25 protein-coding genes are annotated in these 23,285 nt (G+C 41.9%); 16 read left to right on the top strand and 9 right to left on the bottom strand.

All coding sequences use genetic code 11. From position 1 onward, the window contains the following. Positions 1 to 101: 101 nt before the first annotated feature. On the top strand, positions 102 to 647 hold the full coding sequence (locus AR334_RS04410) for a sigma-70 family RNA polymerase sigma factor (RefSeq protein WP_066305624.1): 546 nt from the start codon (positions 102 to 104) through the stop codon (positions 645 to 647). Continuing rightward, a complete protein-coding gene (locus AR334_RS04405; protein WP_066305616.1) occupies positions 637 to 1,353 on the top strand; it encodes a DUF4367 domain-containing protein in 717 nt (238 codons plus the stop codon). The genes AR334_RS04410 and AR334_RS04405 overlap by 11 nt, the downstream gene beginning before the upstream one ends. Before the next feature lie 101 nt (positions 1,354 to 1,454). On the opposite strand, the gene AR334_RS04400 is transcribed toward AR334_RS04405, so the two are convergent. Then, entirely contained in the window at positions 1,455 to 2,333 is an 879-nt protein-coding gene (locus AR334_RS04400; RefSeq protein ID WP_066305612.1) for a MurR/RpiR family transcriptional regulator, read from the bottom strand. Positions 2,334 to 2,494: 161 nt separating this feature from the next. Here AR334_RS04400 and AR334_RS04395 point away from each other — a divergent pair, with 161 nt between their 5' ends. Beyond that, entirely contained in the window at positions 2,495 to 3,139 is a 645-nt protein-coding gene (locus AR334_RS04395) for a YitT family protein (protein WP_066305607.1), read from the top strand. 35 nt (positions 3,140 to 3,174) lie between these two features. Here the strand turns inward: AR334_RS04395 and AR334_RS04390 are convergent, their stop codons facing one another. Continuing rightward, positions 3,175 to 4,341, bottom strand: coding sequence for an acyl-CoA dehydrogenase family protein (locus AR334_RS04390; protein ID WP_066305603.1), 1,167 nt, complete (start codon positions 4,339 to 4,341; stop codon positions 3,175 to 3,177). Between the two features lie 177 nt (positions 4,342 to 4,518). Here AR334_RS04390 and AR334_RS04385 point away from each other — a divergent pair, with 177 nt between their 5' ends. Next, positions 4,519 to 5,286 carry a tyrosine-protein phosphatase gene (locus tag AR334_RS04385; RefSeq protein WP_066305597.1) on the top strand — a complete coding sequence of 256 codons (768 nt, stop codon included), beginning with the start codon at positions 4,519 to 4,521 and terminating at the stop codon, positions 5,284 to 5,286. A 58-nt stretch (positions 5,287 to 5,344) separates the two neighbouring features. Here the strand turns inward: AR334_RS04385 and AR334_RS04380 are convergent, their stop codons facing one another. Both AR334_RS04380 and AR334_RS04375 read right to left on the bottom strand, forming a co-directional pair. Beyond that, complete coding sequence (locus tag AR334_RS04380; protein WP_066305591.1) at positions 5,345 to 6,670, bottom strand: cation:proton antiporter; 1,326 nt, start codon at positions 6,668 to 6,670, stop codon at positions 5,345 to 5,347. A 99-nt stretch (positions 6,671 to 6,769) separates the two neighbouring features. After that, positions 6,770 to 7,096 carry a hypothetical protein gene (locus tag AR334_RS04375; protein ID WP_066305587.1) on the bottom strand — a complete coding sequence of 109 codons (327 nt, stop codon included), beginning with the start codon at positions 7,094 to 7,096 and terminating at the stop codon, positions 6,770 to 6,772. 258 nt (positions 7,097 to 7,354) lie between these two features. On the opposite strand from AR334_RS04375, the gene AR334_RS04370 reads away from it, so the two are divergent. From AR334_RS04370 to AR334_RS04355, 4 genes are all read left to right on the top strand, one after another. Continuing rightward, positions 7,355 to 7,741: a PepSY domain-containing protein gene (locus tag AR334_RS04370; RefSeq protein WP_066305581.1), complete on the top strand. Its 387-nt coding sequence runs from the start codon at positions 7,355 to 7,357 to the stop codon at positions 7,739 to 7,741. A 67-nt stretch (positions 7,742 to 7,808) separates the two neighbouring features. Continuing rightward, positions 7,809 to 8,294, top strand: coding sequence for a hypothetical protein (locus AR334_RS30110; RefSeq protein WP_066305576.1), 486 nt, complete (start codon positions 7,809 to 7,811; stop codon positions 8,292 to 8,294). A gap of 84 nt (positions 8,295 to 8,378) precedes the next feature. Further along, positions 8,379 to 8,756, top strand: coding sequence for a CrcB family protein (locus AR334_RS04360; protein ID WP_172799153.1), 378 nt, complete (start codon positions 8,379 to 8,381; stop codon positions 8,754 to 8,756). Between the two features lie 3 nt (positions 8,757 to 8,759). Next, complete coding sequence (locus AR334_RS04355; RefSeq protein WP_066305571.1) at positions 8,760 to 9,119, top strand: CrcB family protein; 360 nt, start codon at positions 8,760 to 8,762, stop codon at positions 9,117 to 9,119. 15 nt (positions 9,120 to 9,134) lie between these two features. Here AR334_RS04355 and AR334_RS04350 read toward each other — a convergent pair whose 3' ends face one another. From AR334_RS04350 to AR334_RS04340, 3 genes are all read right to left on the bottom strand, one after another. Next, complete coding sequence (locus AR334_RS04350; protein ID WP_066305569.1) at positions 9,135 to 9,719, bottom strand: hypothetical protein; 585 nt, start codon at positions 9,717 to 9,719, stop codon at positions 9,135 to 9,137. A gap of 130 nt (positions 9,720 to 9,849) precedes the next feature. Then, on the bottom strand, positions 9,850 to 11,007 hold the full coding sequence (locus AR334_RS04345) for an ABC transporter permease (protein ID WP_066305567.1): 1,158 nt from the start codon (positions 11,005 to 11,007) through the stop codon (positions 9,850 to 9,852). Further along, positions 10,997 to 11,749, bottom strand: a complete 753-nt coding sequence (locus tag AR334_RS04340) for an ATP-binding cassette domain-containing protein (RefSeq protein ID WP_066305565.1) — start codon at positions 11,747 to 11,749, stop codon at positions 10,997 to 10,999. Before AR334_RS04340 ends, AR334_RS04345 begins: the two co-directional genes overlap by 11 nt. A gap of 164 nt (positions 11,750 to 11,913) precedes the next feature. On the opposite strand from AR334_RS04340, the gene AR334_RS04335 reads away from it, so the two are divergent. The 8 genes from AR334_RS04335 (at position 11,914) to spo0A (ending at position 21,014) form a co-directional block, all read left to right on the top strand. After that, a complete protein-coding gene (locus AR334_RS04335) occupies positions 11,914 to 12,612 on the top strand; it encodes a LytTR family DNA-binding domain-containing protein (protein WP_066305562.1) in 699 nt (232 codons plus the stop codon). A 13-nt stretch (positions 12,613 to 12,625) separates the two neighbouring features. Beyond that, positions 12,626 to 13,585: a sensor histidine kinase gene (locus AR334_RS04330; protein WP_253701181.1), complete on the top strand. Its 960-nt coding sequence runs from the start codon at positions 12,626 to 12,628 to the stop codon at positions 13,583 to 13,585. 131 nt (positions 13,586 to 13,716) lie between these two features. Next, positions 13,717 to 14,094, top strand: a complete 378-nt coding sequence (locus AR334_RS04325; RefSeq protein WP_066305559.1) for a VOC family protein — start codon at positions 13,717 to 13,719, stop codon at positions 14,092 to 14,094. A gap of 148 nt (positions 14,095 to 14,242) precedes the next feature. Further along, positions 14,243 to 16,597, top strand: a complete 2,355-nt coding sequence (locus AR334_RS04320; protein WP_066305556.1) for a polyprenyl synthetase family protein — start codon at positions 14,243 to 14,245, stop codon at positions 16,595 to 16,597. A gap of 130 nt (positions 16,598 to 16,727) precedes the next feature. Further along, a complete protein-coding gene (locus tag AR334_RS04315) occupies positions 16,728 to 17,726 on the top strand; it encodes an ABC transporter substrate-binding protein (protein WP_066305553.1) in 999 nt (332 codons plus the stop codon). Positions 17,727 to 18,060: 334 nt separating this feature from the next. Continuing rightward, positions 18,061 to 19,530, top strand: a complete 1,470-nt coding sequence (locus AR334_RS04310; RefSeq protein ID WP_066305550.1) for a YdiU family protein — start codon at positions 18,061 to 18,063, stop codon at positions 19,528 to 19,530. A gap of 153 nt (positions 19,531 to 19,683) precedes the next feature. Next, a complete protein-coding gene (locus AR334_RS04305; RefSeq protein ID WP_066305546.1) occupies positions 19,684 to 20,007 on the top strand; it encodes a hypothetical protein in 324 nt (107 codons plus the stop codon). A gap of 233 nt (positions 20,008 to 20,240) precedes the next feature. Continuing rightward, positions 20,241 to 21,014 (top strand): sporulation transcription factor Spo0A, encoded by a 774-nt coding sequence (spo0A, locus tag AR334_RS04300; protein ID WP_066305543.1) that lies wholly within the window; start codon positions 20,241 to 20,243, stop codon positions 21,012 to 21,014. A 33-nt stretch (positions 21,015 to 21,047) separates the two neighbouring features. On the opposite strand, the gene AR334_RS04295 is transcribed toward spo0A, so the two are convergent. After that, entirely contained in the window at positions 21,048 to 22,178 is a 1,131-nt protein-coding gene (locus tag AR334_RS04295; RefSeq protein ID WP_066305535.1) for a GerAB/ArcD/ProY family transporter, read from the bottom strand. Positions 22,179 to 22,180: 2 nt separating this feature from the next. Continuing rightward, positions 22,181 to 23,272 (bottom strand): Ger(x)C family spore germination protein, encoded by a 1,092-nt coding sequence (locus tag AR334_RS04290; RefSeq protein WP_066305531.1) that lies wholly within the window; start codon positions 23,270 to 23,272, stop codon positions 22,181 to 22,183. Between the last annotated feature and the right edge of the window lie 13 nt (positions 23,273 to 23,285).

Genomic DNA, 23,285 nt, shown 5'->3' with positions numbered 1-23,285 from the left:
TATGTTTTCTTTTGTGGGCTAGAAAAAAATTTTGTAACAATTATTTCTTGATACCCGTCTTAAGTATGTTCAGAGTTGCAAAGGAACTGGGGGTGACATCAATGCAACTAACACGGAATGAATGGAATCATCAGTTAAATCCAAATGACTTGCTTGAAGAACTGATGTCTGATTATGGCGAGGAGTTAACCAGAACGGCTTATCTTTATCTAAAGGATTGGAGTTTAGCGGAGGATGCGGTCCAGGAATCGTTTATAAAATTATATAAAAACTTACATACCTTTCGCGGTGACGCTTCCATTAAAACCTGGATTTATAAGATTCTTACCAATACGTGCAAAGATGTTTTAAGAAGCGCAACCATGAAAAAGGTTGTCTTGGGCAATTTTTTTGATTTTAAAACCCATACGGAAAAGTCGGCAGAGTCAACCATACTGAACAACGAATCTGGCATGGAACTAGCCGAGGCAGTGCTTAAACTGCCATTGAAATATCGGGAGGTGATCATCCTATTTTACTATCAAAGTTTTTCGACAAAAGAAATAAGTCAGTTACTATCCATCACAGCGTCTACAGTCAGAGTGAGATTAAATAGAGGACGGGAAAAGCTTCGAAGTATAATGAGGAGGGATTTTGATGAAGATTGAAAACGAACTTACTAATCTAAGAGAAACATTAAATGAAACTACTCTGAAAGGGAAGCATTTTACCGAATTTCACAAAAAGAGGATTAGAGAGGAAATCCAAAAGCCCTCGAAAAGACCCGGTAACCCTAAAATGCTTTTTCCGAAGGTATTAACAAGTTTGGTTTGCCTAATATTTGTCTTTACCTTAGGTACCTTGGTAAAGGATCATTTGGAAAAATCTGAACCGGAAGCAAAGCTGGATGAAAAGATATCAACAAGTGATGCTCCAACCAGTTTGGTTCCCCTCACGGGAAGCCAACAGTTGAAAATGGACAGATTGGACGAAAATCATCAAACATCGAGTTTTGAATTCATCCTGCCAAAATGGTTGCCTGCCGGAATGGAACATGCCTCCGGGTTAGTCACACCCGAAAACGGCAAGGAAAATTCATGGAATGAGAAAGCTGAGAGCGGCGCACTGGACCGAAAACAGTTAACGATTACGGAGAATCCCGGAACGGATACAAATTTAGAGTCAACTGGGAAACAGGTGAGTATTGGTGGAGTGAATGGGTGGTTATCGCAAACGAAGTTGGAGAGCGAAAATCCGGAATATCCGTTTGTCATAGATGTACAGTTTTTTCATAAAAATACTACCTTCAACCTTAAAGCATATAACATACCGGAAGAGGATGTGCTGAAAATTGCTGAGAGTTTGATTGAGTAGGGGATTGTTGTCCACATGCCCATGCGGTTAGAAAGGGGGCTAATGGTAGCGTAGACCCTATCTGCGTCCCGGAAGCCAAGTTAGCACAACCTAACTTGGCTTTATCTTTCCCGCAGTAACGTAATATGCGATGTCCGATCGTCAATCTTCTTCGAAATGTTTGTTTTATATTCCAGATTTTCTTTATAGTTCAACTTAAATAAACACGAATAGAGTATATCCAGAACCAAATGGATGGAATTGTTCGTCGAATAGCTCGCAATTTTTGAAAACAGCTTTTCTCGGGTTGATATGGAAAGCGTACAATCTGCAAATTCCTTCAGACTATTTTCCCCGATACTGGTAATGGCGATGATTGGTGTTTTGTTTGTCCGCAGAATCTCAGCAATTCTTAAAACTTCTGACGATTCACCAGAATAGGAAATTAGTATGGCCGTGTCAGTTGGTGAAGAATTAGAAGCCACATAAATCTGGTCTGCCGGCAGGTCCATCATTTCAACCCGGCGATTAATTCTAAGCATTTTATTTCTAAAATCATAAGCCATCAGGAGCGAATTGCTAATCCCGTATACGTTGATGACCCGCGCCTTATCCAAGAGGTCCACTGCTTTTTTTAAATCATCATTTTTTAAAAGAGAAATGGTATCTTGAATGGTTTCTGTTGCCAAATGCCCGATTTTGGAGGCAATCGTCAAAAAAGAATCCTGCGCTTCGAAAGGATAATTCGGGTCAATCTCGGTAAAGTGTCGATTTAAGTAATGCAGTTCCTCAAGATATTTTTCCTTCAATTCATTCCACCCGCTAAAACCAAGCTTTTTGGACAAGCGGACCACTGTGGAAGGCGATGTATACGTCGCGTTTGCCAGGTCGATCGTCGACAGTTTTTCGATATTTTCCTTTTCACTCAGAATATATTTCGCCAGTATCTCTTCCGATTTGGATAAAGTGTCCAGCGATTCTAGTTTATTCGAAATGATCATAATCCGTCCAAGCCCCTTTTTAAAAAGGTTTTTCAGTATTTCTATTGAAATCCCCTGAAATATTAGAAACGCTTTCTAACTTTTGCGTAAAGTATTTTAATGTCGTCATTGATTTTATATTATTACATTAGAGTTTTTATCGCAAAAAGGAGCATGATGGAATGTTCAAGTCTATTCAAAAATTTCTCATTGTGGCAATTAGCATGATGCTTACAGGCATAGGCGCGAGTTTAGGCATAAAAGCAGCTGTTGGTGTCGGGGCGTGGGATGCTTTAAGTTTAAGTGTATCCGGGGTCATTGATATGAAGGTCGGGACTTTTTCCATGATTATGAACATTAGCTGCGTCCTGCTTCAATTAATTCTCCTTAAAAAGGAATTCAAGATTAACCATATTGTTCAAATATTTGTGGCGGTCCTGTTGGGATTCGTCGTGAATTTCATGATTTATGATGTTTATTCCAAGTTCACCATTGATAGCTATTGGATGAATGTTCTGCTCTTAATTTTATCGGTCATCATTTGTGCGGCGTCTATATCTGTTATTATGGCGATTAATTTGGTTACATTTCCGTTGGAATCTGTTTGTATGATCATCTCAAAAAAGATTAATAAGAATTTTGGGTTCATCAGACAATTTGTCGACGTTTTATCGATTGCCATTGCCCTCGCAGTTTCATTTTTATTCAATGAAAGCATTACGGTTAGGGAAGGAACGGTTATCGCCATGATCCTTTTCGGCCCCTTGTTAAATGTCTTTATGAAATTGATGATGCCTAAGTTAAAAAGTGCGAGATTAGTTGAATAGGAAACTTTAAGGTCCGCAAAAAAAGAGCTGAAAATTCAGCTCTTTTTTGCCATATCTTTTTCAATAGCCGATAATGCCAGTTTTTTAATCGTCATATCATCCATTGGCGGGTTGTGGAGGCCGGCGCGGGCATCGCGGTAATAACGCTGCAGTGGATTCGAACGCTGCAGACTTTTTGCCCCAACAATCCGCATCGCCTTATCAACAATGTTAATTGCCGAGTTCGTGACGGTATGCTTGACGACGCCAAGTTCGTTTTCGATAAGACCCCGGCGGGATTCATCATCATAGGCTGCAGCGACACTATAGATGAGATGTCGGGCCCGAATCAATTCTAGATCAATTTCTCCTAGCAGCTGCTGCACATTTGGCAATTGGCTGATAGGCCCGTTCAGGCTGTTCGGTGCATGATGGTTGGAAAAATGGACGGCGTAATCGCGGGCAGCCTGGGCGATGCCAAGGTAACACGCAGGGATATGTAGAATCCAGCCGTTGACTTTTCCTCCTCTTGGCCCATCGAGGCGTTCCACAAGCATGGAATCATCGACGGTCACCCCATCAAGAACAAGGTCATGGCTTCCTGTGCCCCTCATCGAAATGACATCCCATGTTTCTTCAATCGATAGTCCTTCTAAGTCTTTATGAAGCAGAAAGTGCCCCTGCATTTTCTCCTCCTCAATCCACGCCGACGTTAGAAAGTAGGTTAGCACAGGGGACATGGTAGTGAATGTTTTTCGGCCCGTCAGTACCCATGCGCCATTCTTCCTGACAGCGTTTGTCCCTGGCCGCCCGCCTCTTGTAGGACTGCCTGTTTGCGCTTCGCTCGCGGCACGATTCACCAGGGCGCCATTTAGGATTTCTTTTGCAAAAAAGTTTAACTGCTTCACGGTCCATGATTTAGTTTCAAATATTTCCCCAACTACCCCCAGGTTCCAGCCAATTGAAAGCGCTGTGCTGCCGTCAAAGCTAGCCAGTGTTTCCTGAAGCATGACCATGTCATAGACTTTGAGGCCTTCACCGCCGAAATTTGCAGGGAGAGTCACACTAGGATATCCCATATCGACCAATTCTTGAATATTTTCCTTTGGGAAAATGGCCAACTCGTCAATTTCCGCAGCCCTATTTTTATACTTTGCTTCTAGTTTCCGTAATTTTTGCAGCCAATCTTTTTGCTTGTCTGATCTGATAAATAAATCCAGCACAATAAACCACCTCTATTATTATCATGGAGAATGCAGGCTCCCCGGTCAATCATTTTGTACCTATAGCCTATAATATGGTGGGAAAGTAACATTCTTACAGTATAATTAGGCAATGTTTAGCCATAAACGGTATAATTATTTTTAAAAAGAAATGCTGGTTAAGGGGGGGAAGCATTCATGGATCGTATCAATCGTGAAATTATTTTGGAAGGAAGTTTCAACTTCCGTGACTTAGGGGGCTATCAAACACCTGAGGGGTACAGTGTGAAAAGAGGTCAGCTTTTTCGTTCGGGGAATTTAAGCAAATTGACTGAAAAGGACATGGAGCTTATCGTCCGGCTCGGCATTAAAAATATCTGTGACCTTCGCAGGGAGGATGAGATTGGGCGTTATCCGGATCCGATTTTTACTGATACCAGATGGAATCACATCCCAGTCAATCCTGATAGAAATGTCGTAAGTCAAGTTGGCGATCTGGGGGAAAATAGCCCTAACTTAAACGAACCCGGGGAGTTATTGATTTACTTGAACCGAAAAATGGTGAGCTATCCGGGGACATTTCGCAAGGTATTTGAGATTTTACTGGAGGAACCGCAGGCACCCATGCTGTTCCATTGCATGGCCGGGAAGGACCGGACAGGGGCTGTGGCAACGCTCATTCTCAGTGCACTTGGGGTTTCACGCGATGTCATTGAGGAGGACTATTTATATACAAACAGCACATTAGACCGAATGAAGGCACATTTTGCAGGACTCGAGTCTTACAACCGCAAGCCGGTGGACCAGGCCGTGCTTGACGCCATGTTTGAGGCCCGACTCGAATACCTGCATGCCTTTTACGATGAAGTGGAAAAGGGATACGGAAGCATGGATTCCTATCTTAAAGAAGCAATCGGACTAACAGATCGAAATATTAGTAAATTGAAGGCTTATTTACTTGAGTAAAACACGGGACGGTTCTTGTGTCTCAAAGTATGAGACACAAGAACCGTCCCGAATGTATCTACACCGATTTGTTGAAGGATTTGATTTTTCCGTCTGACCGTGGTTGGGGAATAAGGTTTTCGTCTCCGGGCATTAGTCTCCATCCTTTGTTTACGACGAACCGAAGCCATGTTCCCGGGATCCAGGAAGTGATCAGTGCTAACATAACAAGGATGGCGAAAAATTCTTGATTAATAATTCCTGCTGCATAGGCAACAGAGGAAAGAACAATTCCGGGACCACCGCGGTCATTAATCGCCACTCCCAAATTGAAACTGGTCAATGTATCCTGTTTCATGGCACGGGAGGTGAGGTAAACGGCCAGTGTCTGCGTCAAGGTAGCAAACAGGAAGTAGGCAAGGAAGAATAGGGGGTTGAAGTGCCGGACGAGGTCTAATTGCAATCCTACTGTTGCAAAATAGATTGGGATAAACCAAGAAAAGGAAATATTGCTGACCCCTTGCTCGAGACGCTCAGATACCGCTTTTGGTAAAGCCACTTTGGCAATAATTCCTGCAATAAGCGCTCCAAAAATCGTTTCGACATGAAGATTGCCTGCTAAAGAGGCAAGAATAAACATAATAAACAAAAAATATCCTAAGTTAGAGGAGCGAAATAATATATTTTGCTTAATAATGGTTAAGTGTTTAAATAGAAAATACCCGACAATAAAGGTCCCTACAATAAATCCGAACGATACTCCGATACTTTTTAAGGCTATGCCTGAGGAAAAACCAGCTCCATTACTGGCAATGGCAGTGGCAAAACCTAGCGCAACCCAGAGCAGAATATCATGAATTCCTGCACAAGCGATGACAATTTTTGCAAATCTTGTATGCATAATCCCGAGATCATTGAAAATTTTGGATATTACTGGTATTGAAGTGATTGCGATAGAAATGGCTATGACTATTTTCATCGCTAAAGGATTATTAGCTGTTCCCAGATAGGGGGAAATATTAAAGACATCAGCGGCAAACCAACCGACAATAAAAGCAGGAATTGTGGCACCAATTACTAAAGCTGATGTCATCTTTATATCATCCCGGTTAAATTTAGTTTGAAACTTCAGACCCGAACAGAACATTAACATTAATAAGCCCAATTGGTATAAAAGTCCAAATAACTTGTGTTCAGTCTCGAATCCAAGAAACAGCCATTTAAATACATCAGGGAATAAGTGTCCCAGCAGCGTTGGCCCTAGAACTAAACCCGCAGCCACTTCTCCAATGACGCGAGGAATATAAATCCGTTCAGCTAGATACCCTAATAAGTGGGCCATAGCAAGCAAACATCCCATTGCTAATAGAAAATGACTAATTTCAAAGCTGGTTAAACTAAACATTCCTTTTCAACTCCTTGTTCGATTAGTTTAAGGTATGCCGGAGTCGTCCAGAGGTAGTGGGCAAATCAAATAGACTTTCAAATATAGGTTGTTTCCCTACTAATTTTGAATGAGTCGAACCCTTCCAGTGGAATGATAATGGTAATCGTTGGAAATTAATAACTGATAATCGGCTCCGTTAGCGAGATGAAAAATATGATGGAATTCTTCATCGATTTGATCCCCGTGTATGATAACGCTGTTAAAGTAATTAACCATCGTCCCCAGTCTGCTTATTTTTACAATAGAATATTTAATGGCCCACGAAGAGTCATGAGTGATTTGTGACCCGACAATGGCAACGGAGTTATTTTCAACGGAAAATTTGTCGCTTAAAAAAAATGGAACCTCAATTCCAAGTCCCCAACGAATATATTCTTCTTCCATTTGTCCAACTGGATGAAATCTTTTGTTCTGATACCATTCTTTTATTTTCTTTGGATTGAAAAATCTGCTTATCCCATCCCCTTTTCCCCCCTGTTCGAAAGGCTTTCATACTTCATATTGTTCAATAGATACCTGTAATGTAACGGCTTTGTCCCAGTTTGTCTCTTTATTACCAAGATTTTTTTGGGGAGAAAAAGAGCCGTGAATAAGATAACTTTTATGGTACAAAATATAAAAAACTAAAAGGAGTGATAATGTTTGAAAAAGGTAATCTGTATGCTGGCCTTTCTGATTCCTTTCGGGTTTAGTGCCTACTTACAAGGGGGACTTGCCAAGGCTGAGCAACTAATGCAAAATTCCCAAATCTCAGAGAAACAAGCAAAAGAAATTGCTTTGGGTAAGGTGAAAGGGACGGTAGTCTCAGTTAAGTTGGAAGAAGATGATGGAAGGAAACAATACGAGGTTATTGTCAAAAGCTCTGACGGTACATACGAGGTGGAAATAGACGCCAATACCGGTAAAGTACTGGAGGTAGAACGAGAAGGGTCTCGGGATGGCGATGACGGTGGACACGATGATGACCATGATGAAGATGGCCATGATGATGATGATGATGGCCAGGATGATGATCGCTACGATGATTAAATGATGGGAAAAAGTTGCATGTCATTTGATATGCAACTTTACATATTTGTAAACAAGGAGAAAACCGATGATGAAAAAAATGGGATTCATATTATTCTTGTTTCTTTTCTACATGGTACCTAAAGGAATTAGCTTTGCTGAAGTTCCCGAAACCTTGACCAAGGCCTTTACAGACAGCGATGAAGTTAAAGAAAAAGCCACTATCATAAGCGAAAAAAAAGCGGCTGCAAAAAAACAGCAAAAGAAAAAAGTAGAGGAACAAGAGCTAAAACCAGAGAATTTGGATGATGATTTAGACTGTACAAGGCCTATTCAGTATACAGAAGAACAAAAGAAACACCTCGATCAAATTTATAACCGTATTTATCAGGATTATTATGAATTGATTGAAACGTATGCCTGGGCTGGGGCGCTAACAGATGAGCAAAAGCTTGTTCGTCATCAAATGTTACGAAATTATATTCTAACCTTTGCAAAAAGAAATTATCAATGGTGCAGTGAGTGGGAAGAAGATGAATGGGAAGAGGAATGGTTTAATATTGACCGAGATTAGCGGATAAACTTTTTATCGAACTGAAATTTGTAAGCAATTATTTTTAAAAAGGGAATATAGTAGTAGAAAAAAGAAGTGATGATAATGGTATATATTGTAGTAGGTATGGGAGGAATACTTGGTACGTTGTCACGGTATTTTATTGACCAGATGCTTTTGAATTCCAATCTTCCTCCTTCCTCGGGAATCCTGTTTGCCAATCTATTAGGCTGTTTTATGATTGGCTTTTTTTTATCGTTAAAGGTTGAGAGTATTTCTCCTTTGATTCGAACTGGATTTGTAGCCGGCTTCTTGGGTTCGTTTACTACCTTTTCTACTTTTAGTGTGAAAGTTTTGGAACTTTTTCTCGATTGGGGTTTGAAAACTAGTTCCATTTACCTGCTGCTGACGATTATTGGCGGTTATTTGTTTGTTTCGCTCGGACATGCTGTGGCAAATAAAATGGAGAAAGGAACCCGCTAACCTATGATGAAATTTCTTCTAATTATTGGAGCGGGTGGTTTCTGTGGAGCCATATCTCGCTATTATCTGAGTAATCTTTTCTCAAAGTGGACAATCCTTTCGATTCCAACCGCCACTTTTATAATTAATGTCCTGGGGTCCCTCGCTGCAGGATTTATTTATGGAAGAAATAATTTTACGAACGAACAACTAAGCTTTCTCACCATAGGTTTCTTGGCTTCATTCACCACCTTCTCCACTTTTAATTATGAACTGCTGCGACTAAACCGCGGTAATAAACACATCCGCTTCTTCCTATACGGTACCGCCATGTACCTAACCTGCATACTTGCTGCCTGCTGCGGGTATTTATGGGGAGAATGAACAGGGTGGGGACGATTAGTGTTTTCGAAATAATTTCGAAAATAACCCATTCCTTTCAATTGGCTTTTCCTTTATTTTGATAATGGTCCAATCCCCATCGTTTTCCGATGGGTCGATTAAAACATCAAATCCGAAGTGCTGGCAGAAATCATCCATTTCTTCATAATAAAAGTAGTGTTCATCAGGATTGATTTTTTCAAAAGGGAAGGGCTCGCCTTCGTATTCCGTTCCGATCGTGTCTTCACCACAATGAATTTTTCGAATCATCTTGCCAGCTTGATGGACACTTAAATAATAGGTATCTACTGTACTCTGTCCCATCGCCTGAATAACAGTGCAGTCAAGAGCACTTGACAGCTTTTCTGCAAGCTCAAAGGGCGGTTCGTACGAATCATGGCGAATTGTAATCCAATTCTCATGCATGGGACTTACTGCGAAAAGTGAAGGCTGTTCTTTTTGGAAAAACGGAAAATGTGAATTCTGGCTGGAATAGATGACAGGCTGTACTCGATGCGAATCTTTCAGCCAGTCATTTAAAAAATCATTTACCTTTTCGAGTTGATCTGTTTGAACGTGGATTTGGTAGATATTGATGGACATGAAGGCACCTCTGTTGGGATATTATACCTTTTATTTTAGAAGGGAAATGAAGATTTTGGAAGAAGTAAAAAGTAAAGGCCCAAAAATAAAAAGGACGACCACGCATTAGTGGGCCGTCCTTTGCTTTCCCCTAGTTCATCACCCATTTGTCTTTCATGAATAGAATTCTACCGATGATGAAGAGGATCATCATGGTAATCAGGTTGCTAGCGATGGTGATTAGGATGTGCTCGTAATCGACAACGCCAAAGACTAATTCTTTTAACAGGCTGAATAAATTCATGATTGGAATTGCAAAATGCTGAAAAGAAAGTTCATTAATTCCGACACTTGAAAGAATCATCGCTGGAAACATGGCCAGCATCATTACCGGTGTACTATAGCTTTGCGCTTCTTTGACAGTCTTGCCAATCACGCTCGTCACCATCAGGAGCGAGGCAGTAAACATGGCATAAACAATCGAGATAAGAACCGCAATCGCGACAATGAGGGAGGCGTTGTCGCCAAAAGAAATGGATTTTTTAAGATTTTCCGTCAGGAATGTAATCTCAAGGGCGACGACTAGCAGCGTGATAATACCTGTAACCGCACCGACAGTAGTAATGGTCAACCATTTTGCCATTAATAATGTCGAGCGATTGACAGGTGTCATCAATAGCGCTTCCATCGTCTTTTTCTCTTTTTCGCCGGCAAACAGATCGGCAGCCGCTGGGCTGGCACCAACCCCAATCGCAATTGCCATAATTAACGGAATCAGCATTGCCAGCAGGCTGGCATTATTGTTATCACCGGAAAGCTCTTTTTGAACAATGTTAAATGGTTCGACTAATTGCGGGTCTGTTCCGTTCGTCTGTAATCTCTCGGAAATAATCGACTTTTCATAATTGGCAAAAGCGTTCTGGACGATTGCCATTAAATTGGACGATTTCTGGCTGAAAGAATCTCCGACAATCGACACATCGACTTTTTGTCCGCCCGAGATTTTAGCATCTAAATTATCGTCAAGTAAAAGTGCCGCTTGCACCTGGCCTTTTTCTAGCTCTTTCTCCGGATTGGCCGTTTTAACGATTTTAATATTCTTTAGTCCTGCAAAAATAGTTTCTACCTCGGCAGCAGCACCTTCATTCACCGCAAGTTTATAGGATTCTCCTTCTCCGTCAGAAACCATTTTTTCATAAAAGAAAGTTAATCCAGTCATCATAATTACTGGCAAAAGTACGGTCAGCAGCAGTGTCCTGCGGTCGCGGAAGCAATCTTTTATTTCCTTTAAATAGATTTTAAGAAGCATAGTGTTCGTTCCCCCTTACAAGTTTACTCATGAAAATATAGTTCAAATCGCGGCTTCCTTCTGATTTATACAAGGTCTCAAGATCCCCTTGATAGACAAGCTCTCCCTTGTGCATCAACGCAACAGAATCACATAGCATCGACACTTCCTCCATGATATGGCTGGAAAAAATGATTGTCTTTCCCTCGCGCTTCAGCTGATGAACAAGCTGGCGAAACACATTGGAGGAGGTAATATCAAGCCCTGTAGTCGGTTCATCAAACAAAATTATGTCCGGATTATGAATCAACGTCCTGGCAATGGCTACTTTTTGGCGCATCCCTTTTGAGAACCCAGAGACTTTGCGGTTCAAGTAATCTCTCATTCCAAACATTTTTGATAAGTCGTCAATCCGTACCTTGGTCTCATGCTTGCTTAAGCCGTATAGTCCGGAAAAATATTCGAGGTTTTCACGGGCTGTTAGGCGGTCGTATAATCCTGTTTCGCCACCGAATAGGACCCCGATTCGCTTCTTGACTTCATTTGGGTTTTTAATCGTATCATAACCGGCGACTGAGACCTCACCATCTGTAGGTGTAAGCAATGTTGCGATTGTCCGGAGCAAGGTTGTTTTCCCGGCGCCATTTTCACCTAGCAATCCGACCACTTGCCCCTCCTTAACCGAAAAAGATACATGCTTTAATGCCGTTACATATTTGTTTTTATCTTTAAATTGTTTCGTGACTCCCTGAATTTCAATCATGTTTTTTCCACCTCTTCTGTTCGTTTATCTGTGTTTATCATACAAAGAAACTTTGTTGAAATCTGCAGTTATGTCGCGAATTGTTCGTTTTATGTCGCGAAAATGCCATATCTTTCAATAAAGATGGTAAAATAAAGCAAGATTACGATTTGGAGCGGGTACTTATGAAGGTAGGTCTGGTTGATGACCGGGTTATTGATCTGGATAAATTAACGGGAATTATTGCGGCAATACCAGATTTAGAGATTGTCTTTTCCACCACTTCGGCGGAAGAGGCGTATGAGCAGATTAAGAAAGAAAGTGTTGATTTGCTGATAGCCGATATTGAGATGCCGAATTTATCGGGCTACGAGCTGGCGGATATTATCCATTCACATGCTCTCAATATATCTGTGATTTTTGTGACCGGAAACAGCGGTTATGCCGTTCATGCCTTTGAGTTGAATGTTCATGATTACATCATGAAGCCTTATACAAAAGACCGGTTGATTCATTCAATTGAGCGGCTGAAGGAAAAATCAAAGTCGGCCGAGATTGCCGGGCGGCTATATTTAAAACAGAAAAACGATATCCATATTATTCAGAAGAAGGATATTATTTTTATCGAAAGATCCGGTCGTTCATCCACGATTTATACCAAGTCGGGTTCGATTAAAACGTATCAAACTCTTAATGAATTAGAAGGAGAGCTGCGAGAACGTGATTTTATCCGTTCGCATCGTTCGTTTATTATTAACATTCATTATGTAAAGAACTTTTCCCTGTACGCAAAAAATTCCTATATTGTTACTTTTGAGGGGATTGAAGAACAAGCGATGATTACAAAGGAAAAAGTGGACTTTTTACAAGAAAATTATTTTTAAAGGCGGGAAGATCTTGAAGTCGATTTTATATTGGTTCATGGTAGTGGTGCTGGGGAGCATCCATATCCAGGCCCTGCCGTGGAAAATACCTTTCTATGTGGGAGGTCTGGCATTCCTTTTCTATTCTTATCGAATAATCATTCTCCATTTACCCGTGTTAGGGTTTAGGTGGAATAGTCTGTTGTGGGGGTTGCAGTTATTATTGCTTTTACTATACATACCGATGAAGCCCTTATGGGTAAATCTCGTACCGTTTATCGTTTTTATCGTGATTGAAGTTATTAGGGTGATGGTCGCCGGAAAGTTGGCTTCTTTGCAGTTATCGGTAAAACAAATGGAGGAGCAGGCAACCCAGTTAAATGAAACCTTCCGTGTTGTCCGCAGTGAGCGGCATGATTTCTTGAAGCATGTGAGCGCTGTTCATTTCATGCTTGAAAAAGGAGACGCGGCAGAGGCAAAAGCCTATTTGGACGATTTGGTCGATGACTACGAAGAAACCAACCTGTCCATCAAGGGAGAGCGGGGAAGTGTGGCGGGCGTTCTCCATCAAATGTATAAGCGAGCTAAGGCAGCTGGGATTGAGATGGTTTACGATTTTGATCTGCCGCTGTCGTCATTGCCTGTATCCGATCAGCAGATGGTTGGCTTATTTGGGAACCTTTTGTCGAACAGTATTGAAGCTTGTGAGGAGTGGCAAAAGGAGCGGAAAGAGCAGGCCGTGATTACCCTGCAATTTTATAAAAGAAGCGGCTTGTATCTGTTAATCTGTAAAAATAACAGCCTTCCCATCCCAACCGCCATCCTGGATGAGTTGTTCCACAGCTACGGAAAAACCACTAAAGGCGGGGAACATCAAGGACTGGGAACTAAAATGATTCATGACACGGTGAAAGCCTGTCAAGGATTTTTAGACTTTATCTACAAAGACCAAGAATTCACAGTGAAAATAAAAATACCGGCCATCCAAAAGTGAACAAGGAGTTTTTATTATTTCCTCGGCAATATTCGACAATTATCGATGGGGGTAAAGTGATGGAAATTGCATTTGGAATTTTTGATTGATAAACTGATTTTGTATTTCACCAATGAAAAGGAGATTCACAGATGATTAATAAGATTAGCAAAGTGACTGTGTATGTAAACGACCAAGAAGAGGCAAAGGATTTCTGGCTTAATAAAATGGGATTTGTACTAAAAATGGACCAGCCAATGGGCCCGGATTTTTCATGGATAGAGGTCGGACCAAGCGAGGCCGAATTTACCACTTTAGTGCTGTATTCAAAGGCGGCAATGGAACAGCAACAGCCATCTAAGGTTGCCCATCCATCTGTTCTTTTCAGTACAAATGATATCGAAGCAGCCTATGAAAAAATGAACCAAAATGGCGTCCAAGTAGGGGAAATGTTAAGACTGCCTTTTGGCACGATGTTTTCATTCAAGGACCAAGACGGAAATGAGTATTTGTTAAGGGAAGATAAATAGCTGATAATATCCCGCTGCTTTTTAGGCAGCGGGATTAATATTGGCCGAATATTTCAGGTATAAGTTATTTTTCCAGCACTATATATTTTTAAAAGAAGATATATGATACTCTCAAACTATAAAACCTTAAGCAGAGGTTGTGCTCCGAATGAATAGGGACATAATGAAAGAGGCTTGCTACCGCCAGGCCGAATCCAACGCGGCAGAATATTTTAAAGAACTTAATGACCAGGTCATCCAAAAAAGCTATATACCTGTATTGACACAGGACATCCAATTGTGGAAGCACAATCATATACGCCATCCCCTCTTATCCTTTTTTTACAACAAAAAGGGGGTAAACCGCAAATCCAGAGGGTATCACACTTATATCCAATGGCTGGATTACAGGGGGAAACTGGATAATTATCTTGATCGAAGCATTTCCTATCTTTACATGCGAGACCTCGGCAAAGACCTAAACTCACCCGAAACAAAAACCGAGATTGAGAGAGTCGTAAGCAATTTAAAAAATCAACTCACCACTGACTCAAAAAACTCGGACATGTTTAGCATAGCCGGGTTGTACCGCTGGGGCCAAGAGGAGAACATTGAAACCACAGTTAGCTGGCTGTTCAACAAATTAAAAAGGGTATCAGAAAATATTCCAGAGGGAATGGAGCAGGACCATGCCCAGCGAAAGCTGATCAAAATCATTGCCGGAGTCATCATGCATGTGCTCGATGAGATGGACGATACCATCTCGCCTGAGGAACGAAGCCAAAAGCTCGACCAGGCAATCAGGCTCGGCTATTCCTATGGTCTGACCTATCCCTATATCGACGACCTTCTCGATTCAGATGTCCTAACAGCAAATGAAAAAAAGAAATACTCCCAGTTAATCCGGACCACCCTTATTACTGAATCCGTTCCGGAATTGGGGGAGTGGACGGGAGCCAACGCCAGCCTCATCGAGTTCATTCACGCAGAACTTCGCGAGGCATTTGAATACATTAAGGCACAACAACATCCCGAAACAAGAAAGCACTTTTTTGAGCAGGCTTATGTGTTTTTTCAATCACAGGAACTTGATCGTGAAAAAGAGCTCACCCAAGAACATTACACTAATGAAGACCTATACATACCGATTATTTTAAAATCCGCCTCATCAAGGCTGATCGCCCGGTCGGTTATTGGCACGGCAGAGGATGAGGGCTTTCACAATCGAACCTTTTATTATGGCATTTACAACCAATTGGCTGACGATTTTGCCGATATGTTCAAGGACATGGAGGACAGTGTAGTCACACCGTATACCTATTACATGACATATCATAAGCAACGTCCGGACCTGATTAACCCATTTGAGCTTTACTGGGCGGTGATCGCCAATTTGATTCACAACGTGTACCGCTCCGACACGAAGACCTGTGAAGTGATACTTGACCGGGCTATCAACGGATTAAAACGCGCCAAGGAACGGTTGGGAACACGGAAATATAAAAAAGTGATGGAAATGTTGACGGCCGGGATCGCTGACTTCAACCGCCTCGTCCAAAAAATGGTCGAGCAGGCGGATGATGTGGATTTTTTCGATAAACTGCTGCGCGATCATATGGTGACATCTTTACAAACCGATCGCCAGGAGCAGAAGGATTTTTTCGATAAAATTGAAACCGTCCGAGAACAAATCAACAATCACCTAAAAATTTCGAAAAGCAACCTGTTAGAGGACACGATCGTTGCTGCCGCCAACACCAGTCTGGACGGCGATGGCAAACGGCTTCGGCCGATCATGGCCTGGGTTATGGCCGTAGATGGATATGGATTGGACCCGTCAGCCATAGTGCCGCTCCTTCGCTCCTTGGAATATATGCATACAGCATCGTTGATTTTCGATGACCTGCCTTCCCAGGATAACGCATCCATCAGAAGGGGGCGGCCGACGCTGCACGTATCATATAATGAAGCAATAGCGGAATTAACCGGCCTGTTTTTGACCCAGAAGGCGGTGGAGGAGCAGGCTTCTCTTGAAAAATTCGACCCGAAGGCCGTGATAAAATTGATTCAATATACGGCCCGGGCAACGGCGGATATGTGTAAGGGCCAGGCAATGGACTTGGATTCGAAAGGAAAACAACTGTCTTTAGACCAGCTAGATCTAATCAGTTACTACAAAACCGGGATTGCCTTCGAAGCATCGCTCATCATGCCGGCAATTCTCGCTCAGGCGCCAGAGCCGGAAAAAACCTCTTTGGAAAAATTCGCCCGCCACGCCGGGATTGCCTTTCAAATAAAGGATGACTTGCTTGATGTGGAAGGCCAGGCCAACCTCCTTGGAAAAGCCATTGGCAAGGATGAGGAAAACAGCAATTCGACATTCGTATCGGTGTTGGGGCCAGACGGTGCGAGAAAAGCAATGTGGGAACATTATTGCCTAGCTATCGAAGTGTTGGAGGAGATTCCGCGCAATACCTCGTTTCTCAAACATTTAATGAATTATATCGTCCACAGGGACCATTGATGAAAGGATAGTTAACTTTTAACTGTCCTTTTATTTTTTTCCAATTAGTACTTGTCCTTTAATGCTTAAACGTGTTAAAATCTGAATATTATAAAATTTTTGTAAATAAACCAGGGGGTACAAAATTGAAATGAAAAAGAGTTTGGCGTTAATTCTAATCGGAGTGCTATTGATGCTGTCCGCATGCGGCGGTGGAAGTAAAGAAACAGGCGGCGAAGAGAAGCAAGAGAAGACGGTAAAAATAGGCATTACTCAGATTGTCGAGCATCCATCGCTTGATGCCGCCAGAGAAGGATTTATTGCTGCTTTAAAGGATGCTGGCTATGAAGAGGGAAAAAACCTAAAGCTTGATTACCAAAACGCCCAGGGTGACATGAACAATAATGCATCGATTGCACAAAAATTGGTTGCCGACAAGAATGATTTGATTTTGGCGATTGCCACAGCAAGTGCTCAGTCAGTGGTAAAATCAACAAAAGAGATTCCAATCCTGTTCACCGCCATTACAGATCCAGTTGGGGCGCAACTCGTTCAAAGCATAGAGAAGCCTGGCGGGAATGTAACCGGTACATCCGATACACATCCGGATGCGATTAAAAATACGATTGGCGCTATAAAAAAGTTCATCCCAAAAGCAAAGAAGGTTGGAATCATTTATAACAGCGGTGAACCTAACTCTGTCGTGAATGTAAAAAATGCCAAGAAGGCTTTGGAAGCGGAGGGGCTGGAGGCAGTTGAAACAACAATTTCAACAAGTTCTGAAGTCAAGCAGGCGGCTGAGTCATTGGTGGGACGCGCCGATGTTTTTTACATTCCAAAGGACAATACCGTTGTTTCCGCGCTTGAATCCGTGTTAACGGTAGCCAATGCCCAGAATATCCCGACTTTTGCCGGTGAAGGTGATTCCGTCAAACGCGGGGCATTTGCATCGTATGGCCTGGACTACCATGCTCTCGGCTACACGACCGGCAAAATGGCGGTGGATATTTTAAAAGGAAAGAAACCGGCTGAAATTCCAGTCGGCTACCCGGAAAAATTGGAGCTGTACATTAACAAGAAAGCTGCAGCCGATGAAGGCATCACGTTAACCGACGAGATGTTGAAGGGCGCAAAAATAGTCGGGGAATAATGTATAGCAATAACCTGCCGGTAACGTGGCGGGTTATTTTTCTGAAAAGTAGTGCCTTCTGTATAATAAAACGGCTGGGGTGGACACTAAAAGGGGCTTCTTTTGATAAAAATAGAATATAATGAAATAAATGTGTGGGATTTTTACATTGAAAAATCAATTTTCAAAATATATCCGCGATAAAAGAGGATATATCTGCGGAAAATGAAATATATCTGCGATAATCCAATTATATCTGCGAAAAAATAAATTTATCTGCGATAATCCGTAATATATCTGCGAGCCCAAAAACGGCAGGGTGATATGTCGCAAGCATTCGAAGTGGAGGATAGCAATGACAAAAAACGTAACCGAACCTGGCTGGAATTTTGATAATAGTTATGCCCGGCTGCCGAAGGCTTTTTTTACCGACACGAAACCAAGTCCAGTGAGTGATCCGAACCTAGTCATCCTAAATGGCTCACTAGCCGCGGCACTGGGGCTGAACGCAGAAGCATTGCAAACTGAGGACAGCCTCGCCGTGTTTGCCGGCAACATTATTCCCGATGGGGCATCGCCGCTGGCGCAAGCCTATGCTGGCCACCAGTTTGGCCATTTTACAATGCTGGGAGACGGACGGGCCATTCTTCTTGGCGAGCAAATGACCCCTTCCGGCGAACGGTTAGATATTCAACTAAAAGGGGCGGGAAGGACGCCATTTTCCCGCGGCGGCGACGGCCGGGCCGCGCTTGGGCCGATGCTGCGTGAGTACATCATCAGCGAGGCGATGCACACACTCGGGATTCCGACCACGCGCAGTTTGGCGGTGGTGACAACCGGTGAACCGGTTTACCGAGAAACGGCACTACCCGGCGCGATTTTGACAAGGGTAGCCGCCAGCCATATCCGTGTGGGCACCTTCCAGTATGCTGCAGGAAAGGGGAATGTAGATGACCTTCGGACACTGGCTGACTATACAATCGACCGCCATTATCCGGAAATTGAAAAAGATGACCACCGCTACCTTGCCCTGCTTCGCGAAGTCATCAAGCGGCAGGCTGCCTTGATTGCCAAGTGGCAACTGGTTGGGTTTATTCACGGCGTGATGAATACCGACAACATGGCAATTAGCGGCGAAAGTATTGATTATGGACCTTGCGCGTTTATGGATACGTATGACCCAGCGACAGTGTTCAGTTCAATTGACCGGGAAGGCCGGTATGCATATGGGAATCAACCGCCTATTGGCGGCTGGAACCTGGCGCGTTTTGCGGAAACCTTGCTGCCGCTGCTGCATGACAATGAGGAGCAGGCTGTCGAAATTGCCCAATATGAAATTTCAGACTATATGGGGCAGTACCGCTCAAATTGGCTCGAGGGGATGCGGACAAAGTTGGGAATTTTTAATGAAGAGGCAGAGGATGGAGCGCTAATTGAAGATCTTCTCAACATGATGAAGATCCATCGCGCTGACTATACCAACACTTTTCGCGCCCTAACCATGTCAAAACAGGAAGACACAGCCATGTTTGGTACTCCGGAATTCACAAAGTGGTTTGAGCGCTGGCAGGCAAGGTTGGAGCGGCAGAACCAATCAAAGGATGACGTTCAGCAATTGATGCAGAATTCCAATCCTTCGGTGATCCCACGCAACCACCGAGTGGAAGAAGCGTTAACAGCCGCTGTCGAGGAAGGTGACTTAACCGTGATGGAGAGATTGCTTAAAGTCCTGGCAACTCCATATGCTTACACTACGGAACAGGATGAGTACTGTACTCTGCCTGCCCAAACCAACCTGCCGTATAGGACCTTTTGTGGTACATGATAAAAATAAGCTCTGCTCCTGAAAAGAGGAACAGAGCTTATTTTTTTACACTTTAAAAAAATTTTTTTAAAATGGTAGCAATCTTTCGAAAACTGTTATATAATTCTTTTAATTAAAATTAATTGTTATATAACAAAAAGGAGGCTTCATAATTTGTATAAGGTAGACGCAATCGCACGTAGAATACTTGGTTGGAAGTTAAATAGGTGGGACAGATGGTTTGATTTTGAAAAGGGCATCTTCATCCACGAGCACGAGTTTCAGCCTGAGCATAATCTTGACCATGCCATGCTTATTGTCGAAAGGCTAAAGGAATATGGCTTCACCTATACCAACAAAGGGGCTTCTGAGGTTTGCTTTAATGATGTAACCGGAACCGGGGAAACATTGGCGCAAGCGATTACGAATGCCGCCTACTCGATTATTGAACAAGGTTCGGAAGCGATGACCAGCAGGCTTTGGTCGAAACTGTGCTAATATGAACAACATACAAAAAGGCCGTCCCGTTGTTGACGGTCTTTTTCGGCTAAAGCCTTATAGTTCCAAAGTCTAGTAATATTGACAATGAAGCGATAATATCGACAAGAACATGCAAATTTCCCCTATGAATTGGCGGCAAATGAAAAAAATGTTGTAATAAACTTCTTGTCATCCTTTCGCAATTACCGAAAAATAGTAGTTGCCGAAATTCTTAAGGGGGAAATTGAAAAATGATAAGAATTGGACTTATTGATGATAACATTCAATTAACAGAAGTATTGGACGAGTACCTCTCAACCCAAACCGATATGAAAATAGTTGGAATTGCCCACAATGGCTTTGATGGAATGGAACTAATTAAAAATGAAAATCCTGGCATTGTGATCCTGGATTTGGTCATGCCTCACTCCGATGGTCTATCGTTACTAGAACAACTATATGAAGAAAATATTTATACAAAAGTATTGATGCTCACTGCGTTCGGCAAAGATGATATCATTAAAAAAGCGAGCGAATTGGGAGTATCGTATTTTCTGTTAAAGCCGTTTGAGCTTACCCAATTATCAGAAACGATCCGGACTATTTGCCATAAAAAGGACTCTTATATCCCAAGTGTGAAAGAAAAAGGATTGAAACAGGAGCAGCAGTTTGAAAACCTAGAAGTAAGGGTAACCGATGTGTTGCGGTCGGTGGGAATCCCGGCAAATTTAAAGGGGTATTTATTTTTGCGGGAAGCCATCCAAATGGTGTTCCATAATATGGAGGTATTGGGAGGCGTCACAAAAATAATCTATCCAGCCATTGCCGAGAAATTTCATACAACGGCCAGCCGAGTTGAAAGAGCGATCAGACATGCCATCGAAGTCGGATGGAATCGTGGAAGTATCGAACAAATAGAATTTGTCTTTGGCAATACCGTCAGCCCATTAAAGGGGAAACCAACGAATGCAGAGTTTATTGCCTTAATTTCTGATCATTTACGGTTACAATCGGTTAGTTTATAAAAATACGATAAAAAATAGAAGCAGCATCCCTCGTTACGAAATGGATTGTTGCTTTCTATTTTTTATCACGACCTTAATCAGGCTAATAATAAATAATAGGGGAATATAGCCAAAAAGCAAGATGAAGCCGTTGTATCGGACGATTTTAATCAAAAGCTTTGTGTAATATATATCCTCCAGTATACTGCTGTAAAAAAAGTAACAGCAAATGAAAAAGAACAAGACATAGGTAGGTTTTAGTTTGGGAAATGTCAGTTTGACAGTCCGAATAGCCGACCATAAATAAATACAAATAACGGGAAGGATCACAAATAGCCAGGTAAAGATAAAGATAAACTCAAAGCGTTCCAAAAAAGGAAAAGCGATAATTTTGATCATGGTCAAGGTCGGCCACGTTAAAATCTTGAGTTTTCCTTGAGTAAAGAACATAAAAGTTACCAATGTAATGACCAGGTACACAAGTGTTGTAAATAATAATCCGAGATGTCCCCATTTAGAGGCCCGGGATTGATTCTTGATAAAAGGAAAATACACAAGGACCGTTTCAAATCCAAAAAACATCGTGGAGGATGCTTTTGCTGATATAAAGTACTCCTTTATTCCATGGTTAAAAATGGGCAGCAGGTATGAAATTTCCCGATAATGGAACAGGTATAGCGAAGATAGCAGCAAGAATGAAGGAATCACCACGCCCCAAAAGGAAATTCCTGCAACAATTCGAAATCCTCCGGAAACAATATAATAGCTTAGCAAACATATGAGAAGAGCAAACTCCCAGCTCGGAATTCCATTAAATACCCACACCTGGAGAAGTTCGATAAACGAGTGGGAAACTAATAAACCAGCAACTAAAAAAGTGAAGGTCATAGCTAGATTAAGAAGCCCGCCAATCCATTTACCAAATGTATCTGTATGGAAGGATATGATATCTCCGTTGCTTGCATATTTCATAATGTGTAACATCATGAAAAATATCACGTTCAGACTAAGCCCGACAGCCAATACCGATACCCAGGCATCCTGTCCTGCTCCTTTACTGATTCTTGATTGAAAATTTAACACACTAATTCCTACCTGTGAGCCATGAATCAGGAAAAAGAGAAAATAAGGTGAAACCATTGAATTTTCTTTAACAACTGCTTGCACATTTATCACCTTGTCCACTTTTAGGATTCCAGCCCAGTATGAAGAAGTTCTACATTGACTTTTACATGGATTGGAAGTTTTGGGTATGTTTCATAAAATGTTTTTTCCTTCCAGTTCCTGTCTTGTGCCCTCACAATATTCCCAATCCCTAGAGGATCGACTTCATTTTTTTGCAAAGTTCTTAATAAGGACTTAACCTCTTTTTTTATATCTTTTGCAATTATCGTTTCCAATTTTTTTAAGTCACCTGAATTTGCAATGTCAATCCAGTCTGGATAGCTATTGGCTACCCACTTAAGGTTTAAAGTTAGCTTCAAGTGCTGTGGATGATTACCGACCAATTCCCACCGGTTTTTATTCTTATAACCACTGACAGTTATTATTCCACGCTTCCCTTTTTCCTTGGTATTAATTTTATACATACCTTCCGTGTTTTTATTTTCCAATATCGAAAATATGAATGTCTGTTTCTCGTTTAACTGAAGTTTAAACTTGGCACCTTTGAAAATTCCGATACCATCTACCTTAATCCTGCCTTTTTTTACAGTAATCATCGGTAGGTAAGCATCCATTCCTTCGCCAAAAAAGTGATTTAGAAAAACGTGCAAGTTCATTTCCGGCATGTTCTGGTGGATCATATTATGTTTCAATTGGTCGGCTAATGTGAGTTCCCCCCTTTTCTTAATGGCTTTAAGTGCCTCCTTGGCGGATTGTTCGGATACGACAATTTGAATATTGGTCCCAAGCTGGGGGGTAAGGATAAACCGCTTTACTTGCTGACTTGTATCTGTTTCCGCGAATTTTTTTCCAAACACAAGGACCCTGATTTTGGACAGCTTAATCGGCATGCTCGTATGTCGATCCATTTTTGCTGGAATCAATGGACCTATCGGGGCTTTCTCTTCAACGAATTGAATACTCGCATCGCCCCTTGATTTGGAGTGAATAGGATACAATGCGGTCCCAACCACATTCCCATCGTCGTCCAAGTCAAATCCATACACATGGATAATGCTTAATTGATCGATGATATTCGTTCTGGAACATCCGGATAGAGTGATAGAAAGAAGTAGCAACAGGAATAGGTATTGTTTACGGCCATTTTTTTTCATTGTAATCGTTTCT

This window comes from Bacillus sp. FJAT-29814 (assembly GCF_001510715.1).
In the GTDB taxonomy this organism is placed as follows: Bacteria; Bacillota; Bacilli; order Bacillales; family Cytobacillaceae; genus Neobacillus.
Note: the sequence above shows the minus strand (reverse complement) of the source record. Positions and strands in the feature narration are given on the sequence as shown.